Here is a 13,503-nt window from a genome sequence, read left to right as displayed (position 1 = left end):
ACCTGACATGAGCGAAACCCAGACCCAGGAACCGCAAGTGGCCGGACGGATCACCGACGGCCAGTTCCGCCTGCTCTCGGCCATGCCCGCGCTGTCCGACTGCAAGTACCCTGAAGTGCGCGACACCATCCCCGCCGATGTCTACATCGACCCGGCGCGCTACGAGGCGGAAGTGCGGCGCATCTTCCGCGCCGGGCCGACCATCGCCGCGCCGTCTGCGTTGCTCTCGGGGCCAGGCACCTTCCACCAGCTGACGCTGGCGGGCATGCCGGTGCTGCTGACGCGCAACAAGGCGGGAGAGGTCAAGGCCTTTGCCAACGTGTGCCGCCACCGCGGCATGAAGCTGTGCACTGTCGAGGGCACGCAGAAGGCGCCGCGCCTGGTGTGTCCGTACCACGCCTGGACCTACAACCTCGACGGCGCGCTGATCGGCCTGCCGCGTTCGGAGACGTTCCCGGGGCTGTCGAAGGCCGATCTCGGTCTGCTAGAACTACCTTCGGTCGAGGCGGGCGGGCTGATCTGGGTGGGGCTGGACGCGGATAATGCGCCGGACTTCTCGGGCGTGACCGGTGAACTGGCGCAGGATCTCGACGCGCTGGAGATGGGCGGGGCCTACCTCTACGACTACGCGACGTTCCCGGTGAAGGCGAACTGGAAGCTGGTCATGGATTCCATGCTCGACAGCTACCACGTCACCCGCCTTCACAAGGATTCGCTGGCGCAGTTCTCGGTCGATTCCGAGAACCAGATCGACCGCATCGGCCTGCACATCCGCAACGCCGCGCATCGCAGCAACTTCGATCCCGCGCTCGTCTCGCGCAGCCATGACGAGATGCGGCGGATGATGGTGTTCAGCTACATCGGCTTTCCCAACGGCATCATCGTCGTCAGCCCCGGCTACATCAGCCTTGGCGTGGTGCGCCCGATCGCGGTCGGCGAAAGCGCCGTCGACTATTACATGCTGGCGATCGAAAAGCCTGAGACCGAGAAGGCGGAAGGCCGCCTGCGCCGCTCGATGGAGCTGATGGCGCGCGTGTTCGGCGAGGAGGACTACTGGGCTGCCGCGATGTGCCACGAAGGCATTGCCTCGGGCGCGATCAAGGAGGTCAACCTCGGCGGTATGGAAGTGCAGATCCGCATGTTCCAGGATGCGGTTTCGGAGCGGCTGGGGAGGGGTAAAGCTTCCTGTCCACCTTTCGTCATTGCGAGCGAAGCGAAGCAACCCAGGGCGGCGTAGTGCTGCCCTGGGTTGCTTCGCTTCGCTCGCAATGACGAGGTGGGCGGCGGTGGGCATGCCCACCGCTCGCCCTCACGCGATTACCATTCCCCCGTCCACCGGCATCGAAATGCCGGTCACGAAGCTGCCGCCCGGCCCCACGAGAAACACCGCCGCCGCTGCGATCTCGGACGGTTCGGCCATGCGCTCCATCGGCCGCGTGCGGGTCTTGGCGAGCGCCGGGTTGGCGTTGCTCGAACTCATCGCCAGCGGCGTGATCGTGGCGCCCGGGAGCACCGCGTTGATGCGCACGTTGTGCTCCGCGCAGTCCATCGCCGCGCCGCGCACCAGTCCGTCGATTCCCGCCTTGGACGAACAGTAGTCCGAACTCCACGGCAGCCCCTTGAGCGCCGCCGCCGACGACACCGCCACGATCGAACCGTCGCGGTAAGGCAGCATGGCGGCGACCTGATGCTTGATGCACAGGAACATGCCGCGCAAATTGATCGCGAGGATGCGGTCGTAGTCCTCGACCGCGATCTCATGCACCGGCTTCGACATGCCGACCACGCCCGCGCAGTTGATCGCGCCGTGAAGCTGTCCGTAAGCCCCGGTCGCCGCCGCAAGGAGGGCACGCACGTCCTCCTCGCGCGAGACGTCTGTGGCGACGAACTGCGCGGTGCCTCCGGCCGCGCGGATCGCCTCGACCTGCGCTTCACCATCGGGGTTGCGGTCGGCGATGGTCACCGCCCAGCCTTGCGCTATCAACTGGTGCACGCAGGCCTTGCCGATGCCGCTCGCACCGCCCGTCACGATTGCCGAACGCCTTTCGCCCACACGTCTCTCCATTCGCTTGATCTATCCTGTGGCTTTGGTAGTTTAGGCGATAATAGAACGCAAGGGCGATAATCGACCTTATTTATCTAGAGGAAGGCCTGAAATGACGCGACTTTCACCCCCGCTGGAGCACCCCGGCAAGCTCTACATCGACGGCGCCTGGGTCGATGCTTCGGGCAGCGAGATGATCGACGTCGTCTCTCCCGCGACCGAAGACCTCTACATGCGCGTCGCCAGCGCGCAGGCGAACGATGTCGACCGCGCCGTCGCCGCCGCGCGCGAGGCGTTCGATAATGGGCCGTGGCCGCGCATGAGCCATGCCGAGCGCGCCGGGTACATGAACGCGATGGCCGCCGAACTGAAGCGCCGCGCCGCCGACATCGCCGCGATCTGGCCAAGCGAGATGGGCATCCTGCATTCGCTCGCCAGTGCTTATGCGCCGGGCGCGGGGCATGTCTTCAAATATTATGCGGGGCTGGCCGAGACCTACCCGTTCGAGGAGGAGCACCGCACCTTCTCGGGCGCCAAGGTGGGCCTGCTGGTGCGCGAGCCGGTGGGCGTGGTGGGTGCGATCGTGCCGTGGAACGGGCCGATTATGATTACCGCCTTCAAGGTCGCCCCGGCGCTGATCGCGGGTTGCACGGTGGTCATCAAGGGATCGCCCGAGGCGCCCGGCCATGCGCTGCTGATGGCGGAAGTCGCCGCTGCCGCCGGGCTGCCGAAGGGCGTCATCAACGTCGTCATCGCCGATCGCGTCGCATCGGAGGCGCTGGTGCGCAATCCGGACGTGGACAAGATCAGCTTCACCGGGTCCAGCGCCACGGGCCGCAACATCGCCGGAATCCTTGGCGGGCGCATGGCGCGCTATACGATGGAACTGGGCGGCAAGTCGGCCGCGATCGTGCTCGACGACTACGACATCGAGACCGCCGCCAATGCGCTGGCCGAACGCATGGTGGACATGAGCGGGCAGGTCTGCGCCGCGCTGACCCGCATCGTCGTGCCCGGCAACCGCGCGGACGCCATGGCCGACGCGCTGGGCGCGGCGTTCTCGAAGGTCGTCGTCGGCGATCCCTTCGATCCGGCCAGCGGCATGGGCCCCGTTGCCACGCGCGTGCAGCGCGACCGGGTGGAGGGCTACATCGCGCAGGGCAAGGCCGCCGGTTTCCGCGTTGCCGCCGGGGAGGGCGCCCGGCGCATCTCAACCTGGGCTTCTTCATCGAGCCGACCGTGTTCGCGGGCGTAGATAACCAGTCGACCATTGCGCAGGAGGAGATCTTCGGGCCGGTCGTCTCGGTGATCCCGGCGCGCGACGAGGCGGATGCAGTGCGCATCGCCAACGATTCCAGGTTCGGTCTCAACGGTGCGGTGTTCACCAACGATGTCGACCGCGCTTATGCGGTGGCGCGGCAGGTGCGGACCGGGACGGTCGGGCACAACGGCCATCTCGTCGATTTCATGATGGCGTTCGGCGGCTTCAAGCAGTCCGGCGTCGGGCGCGAGGGCGGCGTCGAGGGGCTGCACCCGTTCCTCGAAACCAAGACCATCCTGCTGGCCGACCGGCCGAGCCATCTTCCGGCGGCCTGATATAGGGGTGGGCGGCTGACTGCCCACCCCGCTGCTAATAAACCACCGTTCGTCATTGCGAGCGCAGCGAAGGAATCCACGCGGTTTACGCGGCGCTGGATTGCTTCGCTGCGCTCGCAATGACGATTTGAGGCTAGTCGTTCACGCTGTGAACGCAAAAAGGCCGGGCGGATGGACCGCCCGGCCTTTGCATGTCCTCTGATGAGCGATCAATAACGATAGGTGACCGAGCCGCCGAAGGTCGCCGGATCACCGAAGCGCGCACGCGCAGACGAGGGGTCGATGAAGCTGGCGACGAAGTACTTCTCGTTGAACACGTTCTTCCCGAAGATCGAGAAGTCCACATGGTCCGACGGATCGGTCCAGGTCGCCTTGAGGTTGACCAGCGTATAGGCAGGCTGATCCAGCTGGTGCGCCGGGTCGTAGTAGTACTTGCCCGAGTGGAACACGTTGCCGTTCAGCACGAGGCGCCCGCCCGCAAGGTCGAAGCCGTAGTTGGCGGAGAAGCTGCCCGCGAACTTGGGCGTGCGTTCCACCCGGAAGCCGGATGCGTCGACGTTGAACGCTTCGAGCGTGTCGAAGTCGCGGCCCAGCGCGTTCGGGAAGTCCTTGTACTTGGCGTCGGTCCAGGTGCCTGCGAGCGTGACCGAGAAGTCCGGCGTGATAGTGTAAGTCACGTCGGCGTCGATGCCGTAGATGCGCGCCTTGGCGGCGTTCACCGTCAGCGACTGGCCGCCCGCGCCGTAGCTGGTGACCTGGATGTCCTTGTAATCATAGTAGAAGCCCGCGACGTTGAAGCGCAGCGGCCCCTCGGCGGTCTTGTAGCCCACTTCCCAGGCATTGATCGTCTCGGGCTGGACCGGGACGGTCGAGAAGGCCGAGCCGGGCAGGCCGCCTGAACGGTAGCCCTGCGAGAACGAGGCATAGACGTTCGAGCGCGGCGTCAACTGATACCGCGCGACGGCGCGGAACGAGGTGTTGTCGAACTTGGCGTCGCCGGCACCGGTGAGGCCATAGGCCTGCAGGTTGTAGGCCACCTGCGGCTTGTCCTTGGTGTAGCGCACGCCGCCGGTGAGGAACAGCTTCTCCACCGGCTGATAGGTGACTTCGGCAAACCCTGCGTAGGATCTCGGTCTTGTTGCGCGACTGGAACACGTCGACGCCCTGTTCGAGCGCGTAGACGTAAGTGTTGTAGTCGTAGGCGTCCTTGTAGTTCAGGTAGAACGCACCGACGACCCAGTTGAGCGGACCCGAACCGCCCGACGCCAGGTTGACTTCCTGCGTGAAGGTCTTGTCGCGCACGCTCCAGTACGAGAAGTTGTTGGGCGCGGACGAGGCATCGTAGTCGAGGCCCTGATCGACACCGTCCTTGCGGTACTGGGTGTACGAGGTCAGCGTGGCGAAGCCGAGGTCGAATTCGCTCTTCAGGCTGAACGAGTCCTGCTTGAAGCGCGCATAGCCCGGCATGTCGAGCGCGACGCGCTTGGGGCTGTCGTAGCTGAACACGGTGCCCGGATAGGCATTGCCCGCCGAGACACCGTCCCGCGCCACGACCATCTGCGAGATGGGGTCGTTCGAATAGCTGTGCTGGTAGGCAGCCACGAACTTGATGCCGTCGGTCGGCTCGAACAGCGCCTTCGTACGCACCGAGTACTTGTGGTACTTGGCCACCTTGTCGTCGTCGGTGACGATGTTGGTGACGTAACCGTCGCTGTATTCATAGTTCGCCGCGACGTTGACCGCGAACTTGTCGCCGATCCCGGTGGTGGCGTAGACCGCGCTGGAGACGGTGTTGTACGAGCCGTAGCCGAAGCGGATCAGCGCCGAAGGCTTGTACTCGGGGTCGCGGGTGTTGATCTGGATCGCGCCGCCGGTGGCGTTGGCGCCGAACAGCGTGCCTTGCGGGCCCTTGAGGACGTTGACGCTTTCCACGCTGACAAGGTCGAAGTTGCTCGAACTGGGCGTCGGCACATAGTAGCCGTCCACGTACGTCGCGATGTTCTGCGTCAGGCCGGGCAGGGCGACGACCGAGCCGACGCCGCGAATGGTCGGCAGCACGAACGTACCCGCATAGTTGACGCGCAGCGACGGCACTGCCTGCGGCAGATCGAGCACCTGCTCGATGCCGCTCTGCGCCAGTTGCTGGCTGGTGACCGCCGCGATCGAGATCGGCACGTCCTGCAGCGCCTCGGCGCGCTTCTGCGCGGTGACGACGATCTCGTTGGGGCTGGTCTGCGATGCGGCGTCCTGCGGCTGCGCAGCGGCGTCCTGAGCCCATGCGGCCTGCGGCACTGCCACGAGCGTCCCGCCGATCGCGGTGCCGACGACCAGCGCGGCGCGCAGGCGCGACGACCCACGGGTAATCGATTGATGTGACACTGAACTCTCCCTCTCAAATCTTATGTTCGATAAACGACCATGTGTTCGTTAAATCAACATTACGAAAGGGCATTGGCGCTGTCAATCAGCTTGCGACTGGTGGCTGGAGAAGATTTCATGAGGGTCTGGTCCCGCGCGCCGGTGCATATCGGCCTGCGGGAAAGAGATTGACCGCTCTGGTTTATGTGCTTAATTGATACATATGTGCGAATAACGGACGAAATGGTGGTCCGGCAGGAACCGTGCCGCTCAGGCGCGAACGCCGGGCGACCGCCTTTGGAGAGGTTGGAAATGGTCGATACCCAGTTGCTGGCGTCGGTTCCCGCGCATGTCCGCGCGGATCAGGTGTTCGATTACGATTACACCGGCGACAGCCGCATCCTGAGTCGGCAGGACATGGGGCTCGGTCTGCATGAACTGCACCAGACCGCGCCGGACGTGTTCTATTCCCCGCGCAACGGCGGCTTCTGGATGGTGACCCGCCTCGACATGATGTCGAAGGTGCTGTCGGACACCGAGCACTTCTCCAACCGCGTGCTGGAGATTCCGCGCATCTACAGCGACAACGTGATGATCCCGCTCAACCTCGATCCGCCGCAGCACCTTCCGTTCCGGATGGTGCTGATGCGCCATTTCGGCCCCGCGCAGATCCGTGCGATGGAGCCGGGCATCCGCGAATGGGCGAACCGCCTGATCGACGAGGTGATCGACCGGGGCGAATGCGAATTCGGCGAGGAAGTGGGCGCGGCCTTCCCGGTCTCGGTGTTCATGCAGCTGGTCGGCTGGCCGCTCGAACGCTTCGAGGAATTCCGCGCCATCGTCCACGAATTCTTCCGCCCCGACATCGTCGCGGCGGACCGCGTCAAGGTGCAGGAGCAGATCATCGGCATCGTCGCCGAGTACTTCGAACTGCGCCGCACCCAGCCAGGCGACGATCTGTTCAGCAAGCTGCTCCAGGAAGAAGTGCGCGGCCGCAAGCTGACCACCGACGAACTGCACTCGATCGGCTTCCTGCTGTTCATCGCCGGGCTCGACACCGTGGCCAACACGCTGGGCTTCGCGTTCAACAACCTGGCGCAGCGCCCCGACGTGCAGGAGCGTCTCCATGCCAACCCGGGCGATGTTACCAGCTTCGTCGAGGAATCGCTGCGCCGTTTCTCGATCGTGCAGCAGCCGCGCATCGTGAAGAAGGACGTCGAGATGTTCGGCGCGCAGTTCATGGTGGAGGACATGGTGGTATGCTCGCTCCCGGCCGCCGGGATGGACGAGCGCGTCAATGCCTCTCCCGAGACTTTCGACGTCGACCGCGAGGGGCGCAAGCACATCGCCTTCTCGACCGGGCCGCATACCTGTGTCGGCAACTTCCTCGCCCGCACCGAGATGCGTATCCTCGTCGAGGAATGGACGCGCCGCATTCCGCGCTTCCGCCGCAAGCCGGGAACCGAGCCGCAGATCCGCACCGGTGGTGTGGCTGCGCTCTCCGACATCCGGTTGGAATGGGATTGAGCGCAGTGTCTATGCAGCTCTACTAAAGCCCCGCTGCAGCACTCGAAAGGCTGTTGTTTGACGGGATGACCATCATGTCAGGCGGGTTTGGCCTTTCGGGGAACCCGGACAGCCTGATCCCGGAAATACGCAAGGCGGGCGTTAAGGATCCAACTGCAGGCGCGGCTGGCTTCGGCCTGTGGATGCTGCTGGAGAGCCGCCAAGTGCGCAAGATGATCTCTTCTTACGTGGGAGAGAACAAGCTGTTCGAGCACCAATACCTTTCGGGCGAACTGGCACTGAATCTAAATCCGCAGGGTACGCTGATGGAACGCATTCGTGCGGGCGGAGGCAAGCCCGTCGAGGTCTTCGAGGGCGAGGAACACGTGCGCGAAACTGGCTGCGCTCTGACCTGTCGATCGTGAAGGCATGGCGCGCTGATCGTGGGCATCGGCATCGTGCCGGCGGTCTGCCCGCTTGTCGTAGCGGGTGCATCGGGCGCGAACGGCGTGGACGTGCACGAATTGTACCGCACTTCGCTGCCGGACATCTATGCCATCGGCGACTGCGCCGCCTTCGCCTGCGATTATGCGCGCGGCACGGTGGTGCGGGTGGAATCGGTTCAGAACGCCAACGACATGGCGACCTGGGTGGCCAAAGCGATCCGCGGTGACGAGAAGCCCTACAAGGCGTTTTCGTGGTTCTGGTCGAACCACTACGATCTCAAGCTGCAGACGGCGGGGATCAACATGGGCAATGGCGGAACTGAGAGGTGTATCCTTGGAAGATTTTGTGTTCCCCAGCCCTACTGATCACGCATGACCAGCGGTCTTCCCTGACCGTCGCAGACGGCATGGAGCTTCGAGTTCAGACTGCCTTTGGTGCGTCCGATACGTCCGGGAACAACCCCTTTTTGAGCACGCTAGCTGCCGTATGATGCGCCTTGAGATGGGTCGCGTCGATCATCGACTGGTCGGGCTTGCCGCCTTTGGCCGAAAGAGCCGCGAGAATCTTGTCGAATACGCCAAGCCTGCTCCACCGGATGAAGCGGTTATAGATCGTCTTGGGAGGTCCATAGTCAGCGGGCACATCGCGCCACCGCAGGCCATTCCTGATCACGAAGATAATGCCACTGATGATCCGACGATCATCGACCCGTGGCACGCCGTGCGACAGCGGGAAATACGGCTCGATCCGGCGCTTCTGCGCCTCCGACAGTCAGAGCAGATCACTCATGGCGACGTCTCTCACGCAACCATTGAACCAACCTATCCCATCCTCGCAACCAATTTAGTAGGCCCTGAGCCTAGAGTGGCTGTTATGGGTAGGGCTTGAAACACTGTCCTCCGTCAACTTTTGAACGGCTTGTCGGAGATAGCAGACACTAGATGCGCAAACATTTTCTTGTGCATACGCCTTCTCCGATTATTAGAAATATGATTCTAATAATCGGAGAAGGCGTATGGAATCCCGCCGCGATGCGATCAAATTGGCACTTGCAGGCACCGTCCTATCGTCAAGCATAAGTAGCGCGAGGGCTGCAATACCTACTGATGAGGGCATGCCCTGCGAGGCCGCCGTTCCGCAGTGGCGGCCCGGCATTGAAGGTCAGCGCAAGGCGGATCTCGGAGACGGCCGGTTCCTCAACCCTGTGCTGGCGGGTGACTATCCCGACCCGTCGATCCTCAAGGACGGGGACAACTACTACATGACGCACTCGTCATTCGATGCTGCACCGGGCCTGCTGATCTGGCATTCGCGCGACTTAGTGAACTGGCGTCCGCTGGGCCCCGCGCTCCACCGCCCCATCGGTACCGTCTTCGCAGTAGACATCGCGAAGCACGGCGACCGCTACTTCATTTACATTCCTTTCATGAAGGCGACTTGGTCGCCACCGCTTGCTAGCTTCGCGAACATCTACGTCATCTATGCAAGTTCCATGGAAGGGCCTTGGAGTGAGCCCATCGATCTCGGCATCGGCGGGCTGATCGATCCGGGTCACGTTGTCGGCGAAGACGGGCACCGATACCTTTTCTTCAATGAAGGAAAACGCGTCCGTCTTGCTGCAAACGGTCTTGCAACGGCGGGCCCCGTCGAGACAGCCTACGAAGCCTGGCACTATCCAGATAACTGGATTACCGAAGCCTGGTCGCCTGAAGGACCTAAACTGTTCCGGCGCAGCGACTGGTTTTATCTCGTCAACGCGGTGGGTGGAACCAGCGGCCCTGCCACTGGACACATGATCGTTGTCGCCCGCTCACGCTCGATCCATGGCCCTTGGGAGCATTGCCCGCACAATCCAATCGTACGCACGCAATCCGAGGACGAACCTTGGTGGTCACGGGGCCACGCCACCTGCATCGAAGGGCGCGGCAGGGATTGGTTTATGGTCTACCACGGTTACGAGGACGGATACCACACGCTCGGGCGCCAGACATTGCTCGAACCGATTGAATGGACGCAGGACGGTTGGTTCCAGGCAACCGGGGAGACCTCTCGAAACCGCTGCCGAAGCCAGTCGGACCAGTGCAAGTTCACGGCATGGCGCACTCCGACCCGTTCAAGACGGGGTCCCTAGGTCGTCTGTGGAGCCTCTATGCCAGCGCACCCGATGAGGCGGAACGGGTGCGCATAGCTGACGGCCAGTTGACACTCGCTGGCAAAGGCACGGGTCCCGCCGACAGTTCTCCGCTCACGCAACAGGTCGGTGACCGCGCCTACGAGATCCAAGTCGAACTGGAATTATCCGGCGAGGCGCAAGGAGGCCTGCTGTTGTTCTTTGATGACCGCCTGTTCCTCGGCATGGGCATCGACGGCAAGCGCATGACGACCTATCGCGGGGGCAAGGCGTCCTACTGGTCCGAACCCGCGCCTTCAGCGCGGCGCATACATATGCGCATTACCAACCAGAATCAGGTCGTAACTTTCTACTACAGTCTCGATGGCAAGGCATGGACCCGCCACGGCGTGCGCAGCTACGTCTCGGGTTACAATGCCAACACTGTCGATAATCTGCTCAGTCTGAGGCCGGCGCTTTTCGCGGCAGGTCAGGGTCATGTGATTTTTCGTGCATTCCGGTATTGTGCTCTACGGTAGTCGATCACCCCCGCGCCGAACGGAAAGAGCACGGGCATGTCTGAAATTTGCAGGTAGCCGTCCGGCAGGTTCAAGTCTGTCGAACAGTGGAACCTAGAAATAAGACCAGCCTACATCTTCGCTTCTGAATGGCTTTAATTTGGTCGACACCCGCCGGAATAGTTACCGTTCCGTACCTGAGGACGGGCAATCGTCGGCTGAACGGAAGCAAGGGTCGGCTGTAGTTTTTAAGGCGTGAAGCAATCTTGTCATTTCCAGCTTCGCCCGGGGGTGCAGAATTAGATGGAAGCGTGCGCTCAACGATAAAATTTTCGAAAGGTCCAATTCGTACAAGCTCGCAGATTCGCACCGAGATGAGGTCTGCTTCGTGCAAATAATTGATTGAAAGTCCGAAAGATCAATGAATCGCCGGTTGATGGATGTACAGATTGGAGCGACCCAAAGATGAAAAAACCGGTCAATCCAAATCGTGCTCCAGTCTCCGCTAAAGGAGATGCCACTCGAAGCCAGATTCTGGATGCCTGCGAAATCCTGTTTGCTCGCAACGGCTATCTGGGCACATCATTGCGACATATCGCCTCGGAGGCCGGTGTACGAATAGGAGTGCTACATTATCATTACGGCAATAAGCATCTAATTCTCGAAGCAGCGCTCGACCGAAAGCTTGGGCTACTGCGGGAAACGATAGCTGCTGGTATCACCGATGCGGAAGAGGGGGCCGAATGTGTCGAACCGGAAGAGATCGTCTCTGCGTTCATCCTTCCATTTATGCAGGCTGCCGCTTCGGTAGATAGTCCGCTGCGCAATTACATAGTCATGACATCGCATTTGATGAGCGCATACCGCATGCCGGAATTGCGTCCGATTTTGGCTAAACTTGGCGTAATCTCAGAGATGCTCACGGATCGAATCCAACGTCAGCGGCCGGGTATTTCCGAGAGAAACCTCCTTGCCGGAGTTTATCTTATAGAGGCCGCTCTAATATTCATGGTGCAAGATCCTGGGTTTCTGGACGATTTGAGTGATAACCATCATTCTGTGGACCGCCTCGAGGAGATGGCGGCGCCTGCGCTTTGCTTCTTTACAGGTGGATTGGAGTATCTGGATAGGCTTGAGGTATGCGCCTGAAGCTGGACGACCCATCTCGATAATTTATCGCAATCGCGTTCAGATTTTTCCGATTTCCGGTGTTGCTGACATTCAAGTTGCGCAAAGTTGGCTACTGGCGAAGGCGGTCTACGGCTTAGACGGTGAGGGATAGGCTGTAGAAATTCCGCACTGACACGTTCCCATAGAGTCCGATGGCGGCGTCGGATGATGAGCCTGACAGATATACTAGGTTGGTCGAATGACCAGTTTTGATATTCTGCATCCAGATCATCAAAAATGATCCGCTAAAGACGGGCGATGGGCTTCGATGAAAGCGACCGACGAGACTTGTACCACCTGATAAAAAGGGTGAGCAGTTCAGGCGGTCATGCTTCTTCGAGAAGGATGGCAGATGGGAAAGCAAGACATTGACGCAATGATGATCGACGGACGCGATGCCGACAATCTTCGCGGCGACCCGATCACCGGCGAGCGCTACACCTCGGTCGAGTTCATGAAGCGCGAATGGGACCACATGTGGACCCGCATCTGGCATGTCGCTGGCCGCACGGCCGAACTGGAAGAGCCGGGCGACTACGTGGTGCACAACTTCATGAACGAGTCCGTCTTCTGCGTCCGCCAAGACGACGGCTCGATCAAGGCGTTCTACAACTCGTGCCGCCACCGCGGCATGCGGCTGGTGTGGGATGCCAGCTCGCAGGACTCGTTCCAGTGCCCGTACCATGGCTGGGTCTGGGGTAAGGACGGCGTGCTGAACTACGCGCAGGACCCGCAGGACTTCCCGCAGGGCAATCCTTGCGGCAAGCTAAAGCTCAAGGAACTGCGCTGCGCCACCTGGGGCGGCTTCGTGTGGTACACGATGGACGACGAGGCGCCGGAGCTTCTCGATTACCTCGCGCCGATGCCCGATCTCTACAAGAACTATCCGATGGACACTGCGGTGCGCGTGTTCTGGATGAAGATCGACCTCGAAACCAACTGGAAGTTCGCCACCGACAACTTCTCGGAAAGCTATCACACCCGCACCGCGCATCCGCAGGTGCCGCCATGGATCGACCAGGACGTCGATACCGCGCGGCACGAGATGTGGGCGAATGGGCATGGCCGTACGGTGCAGCCGATGCGTCCCTCGCTGTCGGACCGTCTCCCCGACGGCGTGCCGCATCCCTTCGACATGATCCTGCAGGCGTGGGATATCGATCCCGCCGCCTATCCGGATTACGAAACCAAGGCGATGCAGGGCTGGCTGGACCTCAAGGCCGCCAAGAAGCGACTGTGGAAGGAGCGCGGCTACGTCCACTACGAGCACATGGACGACGAGGAGATCACCGACAGCCCGCACACGGTGATGTTCCCCAACGTCACCATCAGCTTCCTGCCGGACAACCTGATTTTCTTCCGCACCGAGCCGCACCCCACCGACCCGAACAAGTGCACGTTCGATCTGTGGTGCATGGCCTTCCCGGTCGAGGGACAGACCATGGTGGAATCGGTCATGGCCGGCCCTCAGCCGCTGCGCGAGGCGGAGATGCAGCACCGCGCTTTCGACAACGGCCGCGGCGTGCCCGAGATCAAGGATCAGATCGTTTATCAGGACATGCTTCTGGCGGAAGGCCAGCAGAAGGGCATGTATTCTCGCGGGTACACCGACGCCTATCTGGCCGCGCAGGAGACGCGGGTGCGCTTCTTCCATGAAGTGCTGAACGATTACCTGGAGGGGCGGCGCTAGCGCCCTTCCACCCCGGGCCGCTCCCTTGCCGGGGCGGCCCCATTCTTTCGCACCGGAATGCCGG

The 13,503-nt window shown here is 61.9% G+C and carries 5 protein-coding genes and 7 pseudogenes; 8 read left to right on the top strand and 4 right to left on the bottom strand.

The window, feature by feature from the left end; translation table 11 throughout:
• Positions 1-7 precede the first annotated feature (7 nt).
• On the top strand, positions 8-1,237 hold the full coding sequence (locus KZO24_RS22360) for an aromatic ring-hydroxylating oxygenase subunit alpha (protein ID WP_486487235.1): 1,230 nt from the start codon (positions 8-10) through the stop codon (positions 1,235-1,237).
• 72 nt (positions 1,238-1,309) lie between these two features.
• Here the strand turns inward: KZO24_RS22360 and KZO24_RS22355 are convergent, their stop codons facing one another.
• Positions 1,310-2,053, bottom strand: a complete 744-nt coding sequence (locus tag KZO24_RS22355; RefSeq protein WP_486487234.1) for an SDR family NAD(P)-dependent oxidoreductase — start codon at positions 2,051-2,053, stop codon at positions 1,310-1,312.
• Positions 2,054-2,156: 103 nt separating this feature from the next.
• On the opposite strand from KZO24_RS22355, the pseudogene KZO24_RS22350 reads away from it, so the two are divergent.
• Positions 2,157-3,640 (top strand): annotated as a pseudogene (locus KZO24_RS22350) (aldehyde dehydrogenase).
• 209 nt (positions 3,641-3,849) lie between these two features.
• Here KZO24_RS22350 and KZO24_RS22345 read toward each other — a convergent pair.
• Together KZO24_RS22345 and KZO24_RS22340 are read right to left on the bottom strand one after the other, a co-directional pair.
• Positions 3,850-4,755, bottom strand: a pseudogene (locus KZO24_RS22345) (TonB-dependent receptor); the annotation flags it as partial.
• A 760-nt stretch (positions 4,756-5,515) separates the two neighbouring features.
• Positions 5,516-5,815, bottom strand: a pseudogene (locus KZO24_RS22340) (TonB-dependent receptor plug domain-containing protein); the annotation flags it as partial.
• Between the two features lie 495 nt (positions 5,816-6,310).
• On the opposite strand from KZO24_RS22340, the gene KZO24_RS22335 reads away from it, so the two are divergent.
• The 3 genes and pseudogenes from KZO24_RS22335 to KZO24_RS22325 form a co-directional block, all read left to right on the top strand.
• Positions 6,311-7,525, top strand: a complete 1,215-nt coding sequence (locus KZO24_RS22335) for a cytochrome P450 (protein ID WP_271181306.1) — start codon at positions 6,311-6,313, stop codon at positions 7,523-7,525.
• Positions 7,526-7,590: 65 nt separating this feature from the next.
• A pseudogene (locus KZO24_RS22330) lies at positions 7,591-7,946 on the top strand (CoA transferase subunit A); the annotation flags it as partial.
• Positions 7,939-8,259, top strand: a pseudogene (locus KZO24_RS22325) (FAD-dependent oxidoreductase); the annotation flags it as partial. The pseudogenes KZO24_RS22330 and KZO24_RS22325, both read left to right, overlap by 8 nt.
• A 68-nt stretch (positions 8,260-8,327) precedes the next feature.
• On the opposite strand, the pseudogene KZO24_RS22320 reads toward KZO24_RS22325, so the two are convergent.
• Positions 8,328-8,722: pseudogene (locus tag KZO24_RS22320) on the bottom strand (IS5 family transposase); the annotation flags it as partial.
• A gap of 244 nt (positions 8,723-8,966) precedes the next feature.
• Between KZO24_RS22320 and KZO24_RS22315 the strand changes: the two are divergent.
• The 3 genes and pseudogenes from KZO24_RS22315 to KZO24_RS22305 all read left to right on the top strand — a co-directional run bounded on the left by KZO24_RS22315 (position 8,967) and on the right by KZO24_RS22305 (position 13,439).
• Positions 8,967-10,600, top strand: a pseudogene (locus KZO24_RS22315) (family 43 glycosylhydrolase).
• Between the two features lie 444 nt (positions 10,601-11,044).
• Positions 11,045-11,728, top strand: a complete 684-nt coding sequence (locus tag KZO24_RS22310; RefSeq protein ID WP_271182289.1) for a TetR/AcrR family transcriptional regulator — start codon at positions 11,045-11,047, stop codon at positions 11,726-11,728.
• A 373-nt stretch (positions 11,729-12,101) separates the two neighbouring features.
• The gene (locus KZO24_RS22305) at positions 12,102-13,439 is read left to right on the top strand and encodes an aromatic ring-hydroxylating oxygenase subunit alpha (protein WP_271182288.1); all 1,338 of its coding nucleotides are present in this window, start codon (positions 12,102-12,104) and stop codon (positions 13,437-13,439) included.
• Positions 13,440-13,503 lie beyond the last annotated feature (64 nt).

The sequence above is a fragment of the Novosphingobium sp. NFX11 genome (assembly GCF_057376415.1).
The sequence above is the reverse complement of the archived record's forward strand: the minus strand, read 5'-3'. Positions and strand labels throughout refer to the sequence as shown.

What these genes read in the sequence shown, in the direction of transcription:
- KZO24_RS22360 (WP_486487235.1), top strand. Translation starts at nt 8, where the DNA reads ATGAGCGAAACCCAGACCCAGGAACCGCAAGTGGCCGGACGGATCACC.
- KZO24_RS22335 (WP_271181306.1), top strand. Translation starts at nt 6,311, where the DNA reads ATGGTCGATACCCAGTTGCTGGCGTCGGTTCCCGCGCATGTCCGCGCG.
- KZO24_RS22310 (WP_271182289.1), top strand. Translation starts at nt 11,045, where the DNA reads ATGAAAAAACCGGTCAATCCAAATCGTGCTCCAGTCTCCGCTAAAGGA.
- KZO24_RS22305 (WP_271182288.1), top strand. Translation starts at nt 12,102, where the DNA reads ATGGGAAAGCAAGACATTGACGCAATGATGATCGACGGACGCGATGCC.